At 71.6% G+C, this 15,861-nt stretch carries 17 protein-coding genes and 1 pseudogene; 14 read left to right on the top strand and 4 right to left on the bottom strand.

Translation table 11 applies throughout. From position 1 onward, the window contains the following. Nucleotides 1-49: 49 nt before the first annotated feature. From panD to GHR20_RS18060, 4 genes are all read left to right on the top strand, one after another. Nucleotides 50-466, top strand: a complete 417-nt coding sequence (panD, locus tag GHR20_RS18075; protein WP_111583337.1) for an aspartate 1-decarboxylase — start codon at nucleotides 50-52, stop codon at nucleotides 464-466. A gap of 31 nt (nucleotides 467-497) precedes the next feature. Next, on the top strand, nucleotides 498-1,232 hold the full coding sequence (locus GHR20_RS18070; protein ID WP_153813761.1) for an SDR family oxidoreductase: 735 nt from the start codon (nucleotides 498-500) through the stop codon (nucleotides 1,230-1,232). 64 nt (nucleotides 1,233-1,296) lie between these two features. Continuing rightward, a complete protein-coding gene (locus tag GHR20_RS18065; RefSeq protein ID WP_153813760.1) occupies nucleotides 1,297-2,109 on the top strand; it encodes a phytanoyl-CoA dioxygenase family protein in 813 nt (270 codons plus the stop codon). After that, nucleotides 2,106-3,212, top strand: a complete 1,107-nt coding sequence (locus tag GHR20_RS18060; RefSeq protein WP_153813759.1) for an alcohol dehydrogenase catalytic domain-containing protein — start codon at nucleotides 2,106-2,108, stop codon at nucleotides 3,210-3,212. The genes GHR20_RS18065 and GHR20_RS18060 overlap by 4 nt, the downstream gene beginning before the upstream one ends. Nucleotides 3,213-3,323: 111 nt before the next feature. Here GHR20_RS18060 and GHR20_RS18055 read toward each other — a convergent pair whose 3' ends face one another. Beyond that, the gene (locus tag GHR20_RS18055) at nucleotides 3,324-4,145 is read right to left on the bottom strand and encodes a helix-turn-helix transcriptional regulator (protein WP_161214718.1); all 822 of its coding nucleotides are present in this window, start codon (nucleotides 4,143-4,145) and stop codon (nucleotides 3,324-3,326) included. Nucleotides 4,146-4,275: 130 nt separating this feature from the next. On the opposite strand from GHR20_RS18055, the gene GHR20_RS18050 reads away from it, so the two are divergent. Together GHR20_RS18050 and GHR20_RS18045 are read left to right on the top strand one after the other, a co-directional pair. Beyond that, nucleotides 4,276-5,490 carry an MFS transporter gene (locus tag GHR20_RS18050; RefSeq protein ID WP_153813757.1) on the top strand — a complete coding sequence of 405 codons (1,215 nt, stop codon included), beginning with the start codon at nucleotides 4,276-4,278 and terminating at the stop codon, nucleotides 5,488-5,490. Between the two features lie 497 nt (nucleotides 5,491-5,987). Continuing rightward, nucleotides 5,988-6,416: a hypothetical protein gene (locus GHR20_RS18045; RefSeq protein ID WP_243878064.1), complete on the top strand. Its 429-nt coding sequence runs from the start codon at nucleotides 5,988-5,990 to the stop codon at nucleotides 6,414-6,416. Nucleotides 6,417-6,565: 149 nt separating this feature from the next. Here the strand turns inward: GHR20_RS18045 and GHR20_RS18040 are convergent, their stop codons facing one another. Then, a complete protein-coding gene (locus tag GHR20_RS18040) occupies nucleotides 6,566-7,210 on the bottom strand; it encodes a DUF5324 family protein (RefSeq protein ID WP_153813756.1) in 645 nt (214 codons plus the stop codon). A gap of 202 nt (nucleotides 7,211-7,412) precedes the next feature. On the opposite strand from GHR20_RS18040, the gene GHR20_RS18035 reads away from it, so the two are divergent. After that, nucleotides 7,413-7,943, top strand: a complete 531-nt coding sequence (locus tag GHR20_RS18035; protein ID WP_111583330.1) for a peptidylprolyl isomerase — start codon at nucleotides 7,413-7,415, stop codon at nucleotides 7,941-7,943. A 96-nt stretch (nucleotides 7,944-8,039) separates the two neighbouring features. Next, nucleotides 8,040-8,960 carry a rhomboid family intramembrane serine protease gene (locus GHR20_RS18030; protein WP_153813755.1) on the top strand — a complete coding sequence of 307 codons (921 nt, stop codon included), beginning with the start codon at nucleotides 8,040-8,042 and terminating at the stop codon, nucleotides 8,958-8,960. Between the two features lie 235 nt (nucleotides 8,961-9,195). Here the strand turns inward: GHR20_RS18030 and crgA are convergent, their stop codons facing one another. Beyond that, nucleotides 9,196-9,450, bottom strand: coding sequence for a cell division protein CrgA (crgA, locus tag GHR20_RS18025; protein ID WP_037650339.1), 255 nt, complete (start codon nucleotides 9,448-9,450; stop codon nucleotides 9,196-9,198). Nucleotides 9,451-9,601: 151 nt separating this feature from the next. Here crgA and GHR20_RS18020 point away from each other — a divergent pair, with 151 nt between their 5' ends. From GHR20_RS18020 to GHR20_RS17995, 6 genes and pseudogenes are all read left to right on the top strand, one after another. Continuing rightward, nucleotides 9,602-10,390 (top strand): DUF881 domain-containing protein, encoded by a 789-nt coding sequence (locus GHR20_RS18020; protein WP_153813754.1) that lies wholly within the window; start codon nucleotides 9,602-9,604, stop codon nucleotides 10,388-10,390. Nucleotides 10,391-10,411: 21 nt separating this feature from the next. Beyond that, nucleotides 10,412-11,110, top strand: coding sequence for a class E sortase (locus tag GHR20_RS18015; RefSeq protein ID WP_153813753.1), 699 nt, complete (start codon nucleotides 10,412-10,414; stop codon nucleotides 11,108-11,110). Nucleotides 11,111-11,171: 61 nt separating this feature from the next. Next, the gene (locus GHR20_RS18010) at nucleotides 11,172-11,333 is read left to right on the top strand and encodes a hypothetical protein (RefSeq protein WP_046423650.1); all 162 of its coding nucleotides are present in this window, start codon (nucleotides 11,172-11,174) and stop codon (nucleotides 11,331-11,333) included. Further along, the gene (locus GHR20_RS18005; RefSeq protein WP_111583326.1) at nucleotides 11,330-11,968 is read left to right on the top strand and encodes an aminodeoxychorismate/anthranilate synthase component II; all 639 of its coding nucleotides are present in this window, start codon (nucleotides 11,330-11,332) and stop codon (nucleotides 11,966-11,968) included. The genes GHR20_RS18010 and GHR20_RS18005 overlap by 4 nt, the downstream gene beginning before the upstream one ends. Beyond that, nucleotides 11,965-13,016: pseudogene (locus GHR20_RS36810) on the top strand (class E sortase). The gene GHR20_RS18005 and the pseudogene GHR20_RS36810 overlap by 4 nt, the downstream one beginning before the upstream one ends. Nucleotides 13,017-13,031: 15 nt before the next feature. Next, nucleotides 13,032-13,781 (top strand): class E sortase, encoded by a 750-nt coding sequence (locus GHR20_RS17995; protein WP_111583324.1) that lies wholly within the window; start codon nucleotides 13,032-13,034, stop codon nucleotides 13,779-13,781. Between the two features lie 72 nt (nucleotides 13,782-13,853). Here GHR20_RS17995 and pknB read toward each other — a convergent pair whose 3' ends face one another. Continuing rightward, entirely contained in the window at nucleotides 13,854-15,851 is a 1,998-nt protein-coding gene (gene pknB, locus GHR20_RS17990; protein WP_111583323.1) for a Stk1 family PASTA domain-containing Ser/Thr kinase, read from the bottom strand. Nucleotides 15,852-15,861: the final 10 nt, after the last annotated feature.

Here is a 15,861-nt window from a genome sequence, read left to right as displayed (position 1 = left end):
CGGCCCGTCCGCGGCCGCGCCCACCCCACCCCCCATGTGAGGAATCAGCATGTACCGCACCCTGATGAAGTCGAAGATCCACCGTGCCACCGTCACCCAGGCCGACCTGCACTACGTCGGCTCGGTGACCGTCGACGCCGACCTGATGAGGGCCGCCGACCTGATGCCGGGCGAGAAGGTCGACATCGTCGACATCGACAACGGCGCCCGGCTGTCCACGTACGTCATCGAGGGCCCGGCCGGCTCCGGCGTCATCGGGATCAACGGCGCCGCCGCCCGGCTCATCAGCCCCGGCGACCTCGTCATCCTCATCGCCTACGCCTCCATGACGGACGCCGAGGCCGCCTCCTTCGTCCCCCACGTCGTCTTCGTCGACGAGCACAACGGCATCTCCGGTGTGGGCGGCGACCCGGCCGAGGTGCCCGAGGGCTCGGGCCTCAAGCGCGGCGACCTCGTCGCCGGCTGATGGCCGGCGCACGCCCCGCGAAGGGGACACCATGACGGTCTCCGTGGTGAGCGGCGGCACCCGCGGCATCGGACGGACGCTGAGCCTGCGCCTCGCGGCCCTCGGCCACCGGGTGATCGCCCTCTACCGGGGCGACGAGGCCGCGGCACAGGACATCGCGAAGGCGGGCGAGGGCCGGATCGAGCCGCTGCGCTGCGACCTCGCCCGGCCCGCGGAGATCCGGACCGTCTGCGACCGGATCACCGGCACGTACGGCGCCCCGTCCGTGCTGGTCAACAACGCCGGGGTGAACCGCGACCGGCCGTTCTCCGCGATGACCGACGAGGACTGGGACACGGTGCTGGCCACCAACCTCTCCGGCCCCTTCCACCTCACCAGGGCGCTGGCGCCCGCAATGGTCCGGGCGGGCGGCGGCAGCATCGTCAACGTCGCCTCCACCACGGCGATCCGGCCCCGCCGCAACGGCGCCAACTACTGCGCGAGCAAGGCGGGCCTGCTCCAGCTCACCAAGTGCCTGGCCCTCGAACTCGCCCCGCAGATCCGGGTGAACGCCCTGCTGCCCGGATTCACCGACACCGAAGAGGTCACCGAGCGCTACCGCCTCGACGACCCGGAGCGGCTGACCGACGTCCTGGACGCCATCCCCGGTGGCCGGCTCGGCACGGCCGAGGACATGGCCGACGCCCTCGAATTCCTGGTGACCGCGCGCAGCGGCTACGTCACCGGACAGCAACTGGTCGTCGACGGAGGCCACTTCATGGGCTGACCCCCCGCCCGGCCCGGCCGGCGGATCCCCCACCTCTTCCCGCACCTCTCAGGAGAAGACGCGCATGCGACTGACCCAGCAACAGGCCGACCAGTACCACGAGCAGGGATTCCTGCTGCTCGACTCGCTCCTCGCACCGCAGGAGGTGGAGTCGCTGCGCGCCGCCTTCGAGCGCGACGCGCGCACGCCCGGTCCGCAGGTGGTGACCGAGGACGGCGGCACGGAGGTGCGTGCGGTGTACTCCTCGCACCAGCGGCAGCCGGAGTACGCCGGTCTGATCCGCGACCCGCGCCTGCTGGAGCCCGTCCGGCAGCTGCTCACCGAGGACGTCTACGTCTACCAGTTCAAGATCAACGCCAAGCCGGCGTTCGGCGGCGACAAGTGGGCCTGGCACCAGGACTTCCTCGCCTGGCGGCTCGCCGACAACCTGCCCGCTCCGCGCCAGGTCAACATCGGTGTCTTCCTCGACGACGTGAACGAGTTCAACGGCCCGGTCATCTTCCTGCCCGGCTCGCACCGCGAGGGGCTCGTCCACGAGGGCCGCTCCGCCGCCACCCGCTCCGAACAGCACCTCGACCCCGACGACATCTCGCTGTCGCCGCGCCAGCTCGCCGAGCACGTCGACCGGCACGGCATGACCAGCCCCAAGGGGCCGGCCGGTTCCGTGGTGCTGTTCTCCCCGGAGATCGTGCACGGTTCGTCGCCCAACATGTCGCCGTACGCCCGCCGGCTGCTGATCGTCACCTACAACGACACCGCCAACCCGCCGCGGCCCACCGGCGAGCCCCGCCCGGACTACGTGGTGTGCCGCGACACCGAGCCGCTGCGTCCGCTGGCCGCCCCGTTCTCCCGGACCCTGAGCGGGGTGACGGCATGAGCGGGCGCACCGGACGCGCGGTCGTCCTGGAGGAGTTCGGGGAGCCGCTGCGGCTGCGGGAGTTCCCGCTGCCCGCGGCGCCCGCCGGCGGCATGGTCGTCGCCTGCGGATACGGCGGTGTGTGCGGCACGGACCTGCATCTGCGCGAGGGCCACCTGGACATCCCCGTCCCGCTCGTCCTCGGCCACGAAGGGCTCGGCGTCGTACGGGAGCTGGGCGAGGGCAGCCACCAGGACGCCACCGGGGCACCGCTCACGGCGGGCGACACGGTGATGTGGGCCTCCTCCATCGCCTGCGGAGTCTGCCCGCCCTGCCGGCTGCACCGCGAGCCGACCCTGTGCGAGCGGCGCCGCACCTACGGCGTCAACCGGGCCCTCGCCGACGGCCCGGAACTCTCCGGGGCGTGGGCCGACCACATCGTGCTGCAACCCGGCACCACCGTGATCAAGGTCCCGGACGGCACCGACCCGCTCGCCGCGATGTCGCTGGCCTGCGCCGGGCCCACCGTGGCGCACGCGCTGTACGAGCGGCGGCCGGTGCGGCTGGGCGAGACCGTGGTGGTGCAGGGCAGCGGCCCGGTCGGGCTGGCGGCGGCCGCGTTCGCGCAACTGGCCGGTGCCGCCAGGGTCGTGATCGTCGGCGGCCCGGCCGCCCGGCTGGAACGGGCCGCCGCGGCCGGCATCGGCGACGTCCATCTGGACATCGCCGGCGCCGCCGACCCCGCCGAGGTCCTGCGGGCGGCCCGGGCCGCGGTCGGCGGGGACGGTGCCGACCTGGTGATCGAGTGTGCGGGCGTCCCGGCCGCCGTCGGACAGGGCCTCACCCTGGCCCGCCGGGGCGGCAGTTACCTGGTCATCGGCCAGTACACCGACGCGGGAGACACCCTGATCAACCCGCACCAGATCGTCCACCGGCAGCTCGACGTCGTCGGCTCCTGGGCGTTCACCGGCGCCCATCTCGTCGAGTACGTCCGCCTGTTGCCGACCCTCACCGCCCGGTTCGACCTGGCGAGCCTGGTGACGCCGTTCCCGCTGGAGCGCCACGCCGACGCACTCGCCGCGGTCGCCGACGGATCGGTGATGAAGGCGGTGCTCACGTCCTGACCAGGGCGATGCGCACATCCTGACGCGGGGCACGTCCTGACCCTGCGCGCCCGCCCGCTCACCGTCCCCGCCGCCCCGCGCGGTGCGCCGGGGACGGTGAGCGGCGCCGGTTCACCCGGTGAGCGTCTTCAGCGCGTCCTGCGTCGCCCGGTCGTCCGGCAGATAGGCCAGCAGGTGGTGGCCCGGCTCGTCCACCGCGGCGAGCTTCACGTACCGCAGCCGGAGGTCCCCGGCCTCCGGGTGCCGGAAATGGCGTACGGCGGGGTGGAACGCCGAGGTCTCCCGGCGGCCGTACCAGCGGGCCGCGTCCGGATCGGCCAGCAGCTCCTCGGTGATCTCCGCGTACCGGGCGTCCTCCGGGTGCCGGGCGGCCTTCGCCCGGAACTGGCCGAGCAGACTGCGCGCCTCCTGCTCCCAACTGGCCAGCAGCTGTCGGCTCGGCGGCCAGCGGAACACCAGCCACAGCAGATTGCGCTGCTTGGGCGCCAGCCGCGCCAGATCGGTGAGCAGCGCCGTGTACCCCGCGTTCCAGGCCAGCAGGTCCCAGTGCGGGTCGAGCACCGCGGCCGGGTTCGGCGCCAGCGACTCCACCAGCGACAGCAGGTTCCGCGACACCCATCCGGGCGGCCGCTCGGCCGGCCCCGGGTGCTCCACGAACGACAGCACGTGCGCGGTCTCGTCCGCGTTCAGCCGCAGCGCCCGGGCCACGGACCGCAGCACCTGCTCCGAGGTGCGGACCCGGCCCTGCTCCAGCCACGCGTACCAGGACCGGCTGACCCCGGCCAGCGCGGCGACCTCCTCGCGCCGCAGCCCCGGCGTACGGCGCCGCGGCGAGCCGGGCAGCCCCACCTCGGCGGGCTTCAGCCGCTCACGGCGGGAGCGCAGGAAAGCGCCCAGTTCCCGGCGTGGTCCCTCGGGTCCGCTGCCGTGCACGCCCCCGCACCTCCCCGCGCCGCTCCCAGGCTGTGAGCAAGGGTAATCGGCTACGGCGTCGTCCCGGCCGGCCGCGGTGGTGAGCTGGATCGTGCCCGACCACACCGGCGGGCACGGCACAAGGAGCCCCATGGAGACCGCCGATTCACCCCGCACCCCCACGCGCCCCGCGCCCGGCGCCGATGGCGACCCGGCCGCGCGGGCGATACCCGCTGCCTCGTTACGCCTGCTGCGCACGGCCGGCTTCGTCAGCAACTTCGACCGCTTCTGCATCACCCCGATGCTGCTGCTCATCGGCAACCGGCTCGGTGTCCCGCTGACCACGGCGATGCTCGCGGCCAGCGGCTACTTCCTCGCCTACGGCCTGATGCAGCCGGTCTGGGGCCTGGCGAGCGACCGGCTGGGCCGGGTGCGGGTCATGCGGATCTCGCTGGTCGGGGCCGCCGTCGCCGCGTTCGGGTCGGTGCTCGCGCCCGACGCGACGGTGCTGATCGTGGCGCGCGTCGCGGCCGGCGCGTGCTTCGCCGCGTCCATCGCCGCGTCCATCACGTACGTCGGGGACACCGTGCCCGCCGCGGTCCGCCAGCGCCCGCTGAGCGAGCTGATGACCGCGTTCGCGCTGGGCACCGCCGTGGCCACCGTCGTCGCCGGGGCGCTCGCGCACTACGTCGGCTGGCGGCTGGTCTTCGCCCTCCCCGGTGTGATCGCCGTCTACCTGGTCGTCGCCCTGCGCCGGCTGCCGGAACCGCCGCGCGCGGCGCCCGGCGCGCTGCTCGCCCCGTTCAAGGTGGTGCTGAGCTCCCGCTGGCAGTGGTACGTCATGGCCGTCGCGATGCTCGAAGGGGCCGTCCTGCTGGGCTTCCTGACGTACATCGCGCCCGCGCTGGAGGCCCGGGGCGCCTCGGCGACGCTGGCCGGGGCGGTGTCCGCGCTGTACGGCGTGGGGTCGATGTCGGCGGCGCAGATGGTCAAGCGGCTGGTGGGGCGCTGGACGCCGGTGCGGCTGATCGTGGTCGGCGGGGCGCAGATGGCGGTGGCGTTCGGCCTGGCCGCGGCCAGCCTGTCGGTGCCGGCGCTGGTGGGCTGCGCGCTGCTGCTCGGCGGCGGCTGGTCCTTCATGCACTCCACGATCCAGTCCTGGGCCACCGCCCTGTCCCCGGCCGCCCGGGCCACCGGCGTCGCGATGTTCGGCGTGGCCCTCTACGTCGGCAGCGCCCTGGCCAGCGCCCTCGCCGCCGGGGCCGCGGAACGCCACGCCTACCAGGGCATGTTCCTGACGGCCGCGCTCCTCAGCGTCCCGCTGACCGTGGCCGCCGCCGTGGGCCGCGCACGGTACCGGAACTGACCGGTCCGCGCCCGCCGGGTTCCGCCGACCGGGGGGCTCGGCGGGGGTGGCACGGGGTGTCGGCCGCGGGGAGACGCGCGCCATCCCTTAGCAAGGGGTCGTGAGATTTTCTTCGGATGCGATGAGAGCACGACCGCGGGGCCGCGTCGGTGCCGTGCTGACGGCGCTGCTGGCGGCCCTGTTCGCCGCTTTCCGCCCGGCCGTTCTCGCCGCCCTGTCCGTGCGTGCCGCCGCACCGGCCCGGAACACCGGCCGCCGGGGGCGGCGCGCCGGCTCCCTCCGAATCGGCGCCGGCACCAGCGGCGGCACCTCGGCCGGGGCGCTCGCGCCCGACCGGCGTGTCCTCGCCTCGCCGCCCCGGTCGCGGTCGCCGTCGGGCGGGGCCCCCTCCCCGGTCGCAGGGCGGGCGGATTGCGGTGATCCTGTCAGGGAGAGCGTGGCTGGCTCCGCACGGCCGCTGTGCGTCGCCGGCCGTTCCGTACAGGAAGGCGGCGCCCATGGCGATGGCATCCGACAAGACGCAGCACGGGCACGGGGAGCCCGGTGCCGGTCGTACGGCCGACAGCGCTTCCCTGGCAGCCGGGATCATGCTGATGCTCAGCGGGCCGCTCAGCATCCTCATGGGCGCGGCGGGCATCGCGAACGACAGGCTGTTCACCACGTCGACCGGATACGCCTACAACTTCGGCCTGACGCCCTGGGGCGTCATCCACCTCGTCATCGGCATGGTGCTCGTCGTCGCGGGCTTCGGTCTGCTCGCGGGCATGAGCTGGGGCCGCGGGCTCGGCGTGGTGGCGGCGGGCGTCAGCCTGATCACCCAGTTCATGTTCGTGCCGTACTACCCGGCGTGGGCGATCCCCGTCATGGCCCTGGACCTGCTGATCCTGTTCGCCCTGACCAGGTCGCACATCGAGCGCGCCCGGTAAGGGCGAGTCCACGGACCAGGAGTACGGCTGCGTGACCGCCAGCGCATCGACTGACCGGCCGGCCGCGGCGTCGACCGACCCGCGGCGACGGACGTTTCACGTGAAACGGGCCCCCTTCGCCGGAAGGGAGCCCGTTCCCGGGTGAATGATCAGGGCTGGTCCTCGTCGCTGCCGTCCACCGGACCGAGGCCGCCCGGCTCGGGGACCTCCGTCGCGGCCGGCGGCTCCACCAGCCACTCGGGGTTGGCCTGGCGCTCCCACCACTTCCATGCCGCGAAGGCGCCGCCCGCCACCACGGCCGCCAGCGCCACCATCTTCGCGGCCCGGCCGGCCCGGCCCCGGCGCGCGTTGCGCCGGGCGAGCTTCTGGATGTCCCGCGCGGAGACCTGGCCGCGCAGCGCGGCCACGGCAGCCGCGCCCCGGGCCGCGGCCTCGTCCGCCACCGGTCCGGCGACGGCCACCGCGTGCTCGATCCGGGGGCGCGAGTAGTCGGCCGCCTGCCGGGCGGCCTTGCGGGTGCGGCAGGCGGCCTCGTGTGCGGCGAGGTCCACCTTCGGCGGGACATAGGTGCGGCGGGCCTGTTCCAGGCGCGGGGCCAGCTGGGCGTGGTACTGCTCGCGGGCCTGCTCTGCGGCCTGCGACACCACGGGCGCGAGCCGTACGCGTGCCTCCTGCGCGTAGAAGGCGGCACGCTCCTTGGCCGTGTCGGCGTAGGGCGCCACCACTTCCGCGGCGTGCAGCACGCTGTCCTTCGCCGATCCGGTCGCGGCGCGCACGCTGTCAATGCGGGTCACGGGTTTCCTCCTCCTCGGTGGCGTACGGATTTCGACTTTCCACCCTTTTACGGATCATGCCTGCCGACCGTCCTCGCGGCGCGCGCGGACGGGCATTTGGGTGCCGCGAACTCCTTCGGTTGGCCGACTGGCGCCGAGCGGGGCCACCCATGCGAGGATCGGAGGTCGCAGGAAGACGACATAGGACGACGGAAGGCAGATCGTGGCTGAGCAGCTTTACGCCACCCTGAAGACCAACCACGGCGACATCGAGGTCCGGCTGTTCCCGAACCACGCGCCGAAGACGGTCAGGAACTTTGTCGAGCTGGCCAAGGGCGAGCGCGAGTGGACCCACCCCGGGTCCGGCAAGAAGAGCAACGACCCGCTGTACGACGGCACGATCTTCCACCGTGTCATCAGCGGCTTCATGATCCAGGGCGGCGACCCGCTGGGCTCCGGCATCGGCGGCCCGGGTTACAAGTTCGAGGACGAGTTCCACCCCGACCTGTCCTTCAACAAGCCCTACCTGCTGGCCATGGCCAACGCCGGTCCGGGCACCAACGGCTCGCAGTTCTTCATCACCGTCGCGCCGACCACCTGGCTGACCGGCAAGCACACCATCTTCGGCGAGGTCACCGACCCGGCCGGCCAGAAGATCGTGGACGAGATCGCGGCCGTGAAGACCGGTCGCAACGACCGTCCGGCCCAGGACGTCGTGATCGAGTCGGTCGTCGTCGAGACCCGCGAGGGCTGACACGACGCCCCACGGGGAACCAAACGCCCCGCTCGTCCGTAAGGATGGGCGGGGCGGGGTATGTGCCGGGGGAGTGCCAGAAAGAGCGAGGGGATCATGGACCACGTCGCAAGCAGCGCGCCGGACGCCCGGAGCGTGCCCGTGTGCTACCGGCACCCGGACCGTGAGACCGGGGTGCGCTGCACCCGCTGTGAGCGCCCCATCTGCCCCGCGTGCATGGTCAGCGCCTCCGTCGGCTTCCAGTGCCCCGAGTGCGTCCACGGGGGTGGACCCGCCCACCCGCACGCACCGGGCGGCGGGGGCGCCGGACGCACCATGGCCGCGGCCCGCCCGCGCACCATGGCCGGCGGCACCATGACGGCCGATCCCCGGCTGGTCACCAAGGTGCTGATCGGGATCAACATCGCCCTGTTCCTGGTGCAGCTGGCCGTCGGCGAGAGCTTCACCCAGCGCTTCGAGGTGATCGGGCAGGCGTACACGCCCCTGATCCCCGGGGTGCAGGGCATCGCCCAGGGGCAGTACTACCGGCTGCTGACCGCGATGTTCCTGCATGCCGGGTTCACGCATCTGCTGTTCAACATGCTCAGCCTGTGGTGGATCGGCGGTCCCCTGGAGGCGGCGCTCGGCCGCGCCCGCTATCTCGCCCTGTACGCCGTCTCCGGTCTCGCGGGCAGCGCGCTCACCTATCTGCTCGCCGCCCCGAACGCGCCCTCGCTCGGCGCCTCCGGAGCGATCTTCGGCCTCTTCGGCGCCACCGGTGTGCTGATGCGGCGGCTCAACTACGACATGCGGCCGCTGTTCGCCCTGCTGGTGATCAACCTCATCATCACCTTCACCCCGGGCTTCAACATCGCCTGGCAGGCGCACGTCGGCGGCCTGGTCGCGGGCGTCGTCACCGGCTACGCCATGGTGCACGCCCCGCGCCGTCACCGGGCGCTCATCCAGTACGGCACCTGTGCGCTGGTGCTCGTGGTGGTGGCGGTTCTCACCCTGGTCAGGACGGGCCAGCTCACTTGATACCGAACCGTTGTCCACAGCGGGTGCCGGATCTTGTGCACACGGTGCGGTATCAGCTGGGCCTGTTACCGCTCGGATGTGTTTTCGCAGGTCGCCCTGGGTGCGAACGGGTGTGTGACCACCGGTACGGCAGTCGTACTGGCGTCAACGCCCGATGAGTTATCCACAGATCGTAGTCTTTTCCCCAGGGTGCTGTGGAAATCCTCGGTCCTGTGGATAACTCAGGGGAGCCGCGTCACTTCCACTGCGTGGAGACACCAAAACCGGCGGCGATGAAGCCGAAGCCGACCACGATGTTCCAGTTGTCCAGCGCGTCGATGGGCAGCGAGCCGTCGGTCACATAGAAGACGACGATCCAGGCCAGGCCGATGACGAACATGGCCAGCATGACCGGCGCGACCCAGCCGTGGTTGTTCAGCTTGATCGCCGCGGCCTGCTTCGCCGGCGGCGGCGTGAAGTCGGCCTTCTTGCGGATACGTGACTTCGGCACGAGGGTCTCTCCTGTCGATGCGCTGCGTGGCCGCGCAGGTAACTGGTCGGGCTCGGGCAGCGTACAAGTGGCCAACATGACGACTCTGTGTGCTCCCCCGGGCGTCCGTTAGCGTAGTGCTTCCGTGGCGCCGAAGGAGAGCAAGGGTACGTTGAGCAATTCTGCCGACTCCCCCGGTACGGGAGCAATGGGTTCCGGCTCCCGTCGCGGTCCGCGGGTGCGCCCGGTGCGGATGCTCACCGCGGCCGTCTTCGCGCTCGCCGGCCTGATCTTCTTCACCAGCTTCGACACGGCCAAGGGCACCGACATCCGCCAGGACGGCTCCCTGCTGAAGCTGTCCGACCTGATCCAGCAGCGCAGCCGCAAGAACAAGGACCTGGACGAGTCCAACGCCTCCCTGCGCGACGGCGTGGAGTCCCTGGCGAAGAGCGACGGCGGCAGCACCAAGGCCCAGGACCGGCGGCTGACCGGCCTGGAGAAGAGCGCGGGCACCCAGGAGCTCACCGGCAAGGCGGTCACCGTCACCCTGAACGACGCCCCGCCCAACGCCACCGCCAAGCTCCCCGGCTACCCCCCGCCGCAGCCCGACTACCTGGTCATCCACCAGCAGGACCTCCAGGCCGTGGTGAACGCCCTGTGGCAGGGCGGCGCCAAGGGCATCAAGGTCATGGACCAGCGGCTGATCTCCACCAGCGCGGTCCGCTGCGTCGGCAACACGCTGATCCTCCAGGGGCGCGTCTACTCACCGCCGTACAAGATCACGGCGATCGGGGACCCGGGGCGGCTCCAGCAGTCGCTCGCGGACAGCAAGGCGATCCAGACCTACATGGTCTACGTCAACGTCTACGGCCTCGGCTGGAAAGTCACCGACGACGGCACGGTGACTCTTCCGGGTTACTCCGGCACAGTGGACCTGCACTACGCGAAGCCCGTGCAGTAGCCGCCCGCCCAGGAGCCGCCGGTGCGCCTGATCGTGAGGACCCTCAGCGAGCTGTGCGTCACCGCGGGCACCCTGATCGTGCTCTTCGTCGCCTACGTCCTCTTCTGGACCGGCGTACGCGCCGACGGCGCCATGGACGACCAGATCGACCAGCTGCACCGGCAGTGGTCGACGGGCAGCGTGCCGGCCGCGACGGCCACCGCGGCTCCGGCGGACCCCGCCGCCGCGCCCCCGCCCCCGGCGCCGTACCACTACGGCAGGCCCTTCGCGATCATGTACATCCCCCGGCTCGGTTCCACGTGGAACAAGCCCGTCCTCGAAGGCACCGGCCGGGACGTGCTCGCGAAGGGGCTCGCGCACTACGGCGGCACCGCCCGGCTCGGCCAGGTGGGCAATTTCGCGGTGGCCGGGCACCGGCGCACGTACGGCGATCCGCTCAAGGACTTCCCCCGGCTGCGGCCCGGGGACGCGGTGGTGCTCACCGACGGGACCACCTGGTTCACGTATCGGATCGACAAAGGGCCCTACAAAACCGTCCCGACGGACATCGGCGTCATCGACCCTGTGCCAGAGAAGTCCGGTTACCCGCGTCCGGGCCGCTATCTGACCCTGACCACGTGCGATCCCGAGTGGGGCCACAGTCACCGGCTGATCGTCTGGGCGCATCTGGACTCCACCCGGCCCGTGGAGTCAGGCGAACCGGACGCGCTGCGCCGCTAGTCTGGTGACGTACGGCGTGTGTCTGGTGCCGTAGGGATACGGAAGGGACGGCAAGGACGGCATGTACGGCTGGTTCTGGCGGCATCTGCCGGGAAACGTGTGGGTGAAGTTGCTGGTCTCCGTCGTCCTGGTCCTGGCGGTGGTCTACGTCCTGTTCCAGTACGTCTTCCCGTGGGCCGAGCCGCTGCTGCCCTTCAACGATGTGACGGTGGACAACCAGTGAGCGCGCGCATTCTCGTCGTGGACAACTACGACAGCTTCGTCTTCAACCTCGTCCAGTACCTGTACCAGCTGGGCGCCGAGTGCGAGGTGCTGCGCAACGACGAGGTGTCGACCGCCCACGCGCAGGACGGCTTCGACGGCGTCCTGCTCTCCCCCGGGCCCGGCGCCCCCGAGCAGGCCGGCGTCTGCGTGGACATGGTCCGGCACTGCGCGGCCACCGGGGTGCCGGTCTTCGGCGTGTGCCTGGGCATGCAGTCGATGCAGGTGGCGTACGGCGGCGTGGTGGACCGGGCGCCCGAGCTGCTGCACGGCAAGACCTCCCCGGTCGAGCACCGGGGCAAGGGCGTTTTCGCCGGGCTGCCCTCCCCCTTCATCGCGACCCGCTACCACTCCCTGGCCGCCGAGCCCGCGACGGTCCCGGCCGAGCTGGAGGTCACGGCCCGTACGCACGACGGCATCATCATGGGCCTGCGCCACCGTGAGCTGCCCGTCGAGGGTGTGCAGTTCCACCCGGAGTCGGTGCTGACCGAGCACGGGCACCGGATGCTGGCCAACTGGCTGGCGGAGTGCGGCGACCAGGGTGCCGTGGCGAGGTCGGCGGGGCTCGCCCCGGTGGTGGGCAGGGCCACGGCGTGACCGCCCTGCGCCCCGAGCGCGAGGACGTGTACGGCGGCGGGGAACCGCACGCGTCCCCCGGCGGTGCGCCCTGCGAACCTCCCTCCGACGCGGAGACGATGGCCCTGCGGGTCGCCGATCCGTCGTCCGCGGGGCCCGCAGGGGCCTCTGGAGCCCCGGCGGACCCCTCCGGCCCCGTCCCCGCCCCCGGCGGCCGTGCGGCCCGCAGAAAGGCCGCCAAGCGGCGCGGCGGGCGCCGTGGCGGCCGGCAGGACCCGGTGGCCGCGCGTACGGTCTCCGGTGCGCCCGCGGCCGGGGACCCCCGGCCTGGGCCGAGGACGATCCGGACCGGCCGCTGACCCGCGTCGAGGCCCGGCGGCGGGCGCGGCTGGCCAAGCCGGGGCCCGGCGTGATCGCGAGCCGCGCGATCGGCGAGGTGTTCATCACCACCGGTGTGCTGATGCTGCTGTTCGTCACCTACCAGCTGTGGTGGACCAACGTCCGCGCGCACGCGCAGGCCGGCAGCGAGGCCCATCACCTCCAGGACGACTGGGCGAACGGCAAGCGCAATCCGGGGGTCTTCGCGCCCGGACAGGGCTTCGCCATCCTGCACATACCCAAGCTGGACGTGGTGGCGCCGATCGCGGAGGGCGTCAGTACCACCAAGGTCCTCGACAAGGGCATGGTCGGGCACTACGGCGAGGCGCCGCTGAAGACGGCGATGCCGGACGCCAGGACCGGTAACTTCGGGCTCGCGGCACACCGCAACACCCATGGGGAGCCCTTCCGTTACATCAACAGGCTCACCCCCGGCGACCCCGTGGTGGTGGAGACCCAGGACACGTACTACGTCTACAAGGTGACGTCGACCCTCCCGGTCACCTCGCCGTCCAACACCAGCGTGCTGGACCCGGTCCCGCCGGGCTCGGGCTTCACCAAGGCCGGCCGCTACATCACCCTGACCACCTGTACACCGGAGTTCACCAGCAAGTACCGGCTGATCGTCTGGGGCAAGATGGTCGAGGTACGCCCCCGCAGCAAGGGCAAGCCGGACGCGCTCATCGAGTAAGGGCTAGGAACCACTGTGGCAGCGACCGCCGACGAGACCGAAGAACACACTGCCGCGCCCGACCCGGAGCCCGCCGGACGGCGACGTCCGGGCAGGATCGCGCAGGCCGTCAGCGTCTTCGGTGAACTGCTCATCACCGTGGGCGTGTTGCTCGGCCTCTTCGTCGTCTACTCGCTGTGGTGGACGAACGTGCTGGCGGACCGCAAGGCCGACCGGGAGGCCGACAAGGTGCGCGAGCACTGGGCGCAGAGCCCGGACCCCGGGCCCGGCGCCCTGGACACCAAGGACGGCATCGGCTTCCTGCACGTGCCCGCGATGGACAACGGCTCGGTCCTGGTCGAGAAGGGCACCAGCACCGACGTCCTCAACAACGGTGTCGCCGGCTACTACACCGACCCGGTCAAGTCGATGCTCCCGATGACCGGCAAGAAGGGGAACTTCACCCTGGCCGCCCACCGCGACGGCCACGGCGCGAAGTTCCACAACATCGACAAGCTCGAGAAGGGCGACCCGATCGTCTTCGAGACCCGGGACGACTGGTACGTGTACAAGGTCGCCTCGATCCTCCCGGAGACCTCGAAGTACGACGTCGGCGTCGTCGACGCGGTGCCCAAGGAGTCCGGCTGGAAGAAGCCCGGCCACTACATCACGCTGACCACCTGCACCCCCGTCTACACCTCGCGCTACCGCTACGTCGTGTGGGGCGAACTGGTCCGGGTGCAGAAGGTCGACAGCAAGCGGACGCCCCCGGCGGAGCTGCGCTGAGCGCACCCCGGGAACACGAGTGGGCCCCCGCCGGAATCCTCCGGCGGGGGCCCGCTCGCTCGTACGGCCGGGTCAGCCGTCCATGCCACCGAAGAGGTTGCCCCCGCCGTTGTCCCCGTTGTTGCCCTGGTTGCCCCCGCCGATGGTGGTCACATCGATGGCCTGGCCCTGGTTGACCTGGGTGCCGGGCGGCGGGTTGGAGTTGATGACCAGCGCGTTGTCGTCGTTCGAACCCGTGACGTTGCCGAGCGACAGGCCCGCCTGGGAGAGCATCTGCTTCACCTGGCCGAGCTTCTTGCCCTGGATGCCCGGGACCTGGACCTGGCCGCTCTGCGCCTTGCCCACGTTGATCGCGATCGGCGTGTTCTTGGCGACCTGCTGGCCCGCCGGCGGGTTGGTCGCGAGGACCTTGCCGTCGTCGTCCTGGTTGTCGGTCGGCTGGTCGTTGCAGGTCGGCACCAGGCCCATGCCCTGGAGCTCGGCCTTGGCGTCGGCACAGGACTTGCCGATGACATCGCCCGGGATGGTCACCTTCTCCTCCGCCTTGGCGACGGTGAGGGTGACCGTGGCGCCCTTCTCGACCTCCGTGCCGAGGTCCGGGCTCTGCCTGATGACCGTGCCGGCCGGCTGGGTGGAGACCTCGTCCTTGCGGTTGACCTTGAACTGGTACTTGTCCACGGTCAGGGCCGACTGGGCGGCGTCGAAGGTCTGGCCCAGGACGTTCGGCACGGCGACCTTGGGCGCGCCCGTGGAGATCACCAGGCCGACGGTGGTGTTCTTGTCGACCTTCGTGCCCTTCGCCGGGTCCTGCGCGCACACCATGCCCTTGGGCTCGTTCTCGCAGCGCTTGCGGTCGGAGACGGTGACCTTCAGGTCCACGTTCGCCGCGGTGTTGCGGGCGTCCTTCTCGGACATGCCGACGAAGCTGGGCACCGTGGGCTTCTCGTTGACACCGTGCCCGCTGAACGCGTACTTCCCGATCAGGATGGCGCCGATCAGCACCAGGACACCGGCGACGATCAGCAGGATCGTGGAGGTGTTCGACTTCTTCGGCTGCTGGCGGCGCCGGTCGGGGCGGTCGTCGTAGCCGAAGCCGCCGTCGTCCCCGTTCATCGGCGGGAGCATGGCCGTGGCGGCCGCGGGCGAGTCCGAGCGCAGCGCGGTGGTCGCCTGCTCGTCGCCGTAGCCGGCGTAACCGACCGCGCCCAGCGCGGCGGTCGCGCCGACCGGCTGGCCATCCAGGCACGCCTCGATGTCGGCCCGCATCTCGTCGGCCGACTGGTAGCGGTAGTTCGGGTCCTTGACCAGCGCCTTGAGGACGATCGCGTCCATCTCGGGGGTGATCTCGGGGTCGAAGACGGAGGGGGCCTGCGGCTCCTCGCGGACGTGCTGGTAGGCCACGGCCACCGGGGAGTCGCCGACGAAGGGCGGCCGGACGGTCAGCAGCTCGTAGAGGAGGCAGCCCGTGGAGTACAGGTCGGAGCGGGCGTCGACCTGCTCGCCCTTGGCCTGCTCGGGGGAGAGGTACTGGGCCGTGCCGATGACCGCGGCGGTCTGCGTCATCGTCATGCCGGAGTCGCCCATCGCCCGGGCGATGCCGAAGTCCATGACCTTGACCTGGCCGCCCCGGGTCAGCATGACGTTGGCCGGCTTGATGTCGCGGTGCACGATGCCGTTGCGATGCGCGTACTCGAGGCCCTGGAGGATGCCGATGGTCATCTCCATGGCGCGCTCCGGCAGCAGCTTGCGGCCGGAGTGCAGCAGCTCACGCAGGGTGGAACCGTCGACGTACTCCATCACGATGTACGGGATGGAGACCCCGTCGATGTAGTCCTCGCCCGTGTCGTAGACCGCGACGATGGCGGGATGGTTGAGCGAGGCGGCCGACTGGGCCTCCCGGCGGAACCGGGCCTGGAAGGACGGGTCGCGCGCGAGGTCGACGCGCAGCGTCTTCACCGCCACCGTGCGGCCGAGCCGGGTGTCATGCGCGAGGTGGACCTCCGCCATGCCACCACGGCCGAGCACGTGGCCCAGCTCGTACCGGCCGCCGAGGCGACGCGGCTCTTCCATAGCTACCTAC

It is taken from the genome of Streptomyces sp. SUK 48, assembly GCF_009650765.1.
Lineage (GTDB): Bacteria > Actinomycetota > Actinomycetes > Streptomycetales > Streptomycetaceae > Streptomyces.
The sequence above is the reverse complement of the archived record's forward strand: the minus strand, read 5'-3'. Positions and strand labels throughout refer to the sequence as shown.

What these genes read in the sequence shown, in the direction of transcription:
- panD (WP_111583337.1), top strand. Translation starts at nt 50, where the DNA reads ATGTACCGCACCCTGATGAAGTCGAAGATCCACCGTGCCACCGTCACC.
- GHR20_RS18070 (WP_153813761.1), top strand. Translation starts at nt 498, where the DNA reads ATGACGGTCTCCGTGGTGAGCGGCGGCACCCGCGGCATCGGACGGACG.
- GHR20_RS18065 (WP_153813760.1), top strand. Translation starts at nt 1,297, where the DNA reads ATGCGACTGACCCAGCAACAGGCCGACCAGTACCACGAGCAGGGATTC.
- GHR20_RS18060 (WP_153813759.1), top strand. Translation starts at nt 2,106, where the DNA reads ATGAGCGGGCGCACCGGACGCGCGGTCGTCCTGGAGGAGTTCGGGGAG.
- GHR20_RS18050 (WP_153813757.1), top strand. Translation starts at nt 4,276, where the DNA reads ATGGAGACCGCCGATTCACCCCGCACCCCCACGCGCCCCGCGCCCGGC.
- GHR20_RS18045 (WP_243878064.1), top strand. Translation starts at nt 5,988, where the DNA reads ATGGCGATGGCATCCGACAAGACGCAGCACGGGCACGGGGAGCCCGGT.
- GHR20_RS18030 (WP_153813755.1), top strand. Translation starts at nt 8,040, where the DNA reads ATGGACCACGTCGCAAGCAGCGCGCCGGACGCCCGGAGCGTGCCCGTG.
- GHR20_RS18010 (WP_046423650.1), top strand. Translation starts at nt 11,172, where the DNA reads ATGTACGGCTGGTTCTGGCGGCATCTGCCGGGAAACGTGTGGGTGAAG.
- pknB (WP_111583323.1), bottom strand. Translation starts at nt 15,851, where the DNA reads ATGGAAGAGCCGCGTCGCCTCGGCGGCCGGTACGAGCTGGGCCACGTG.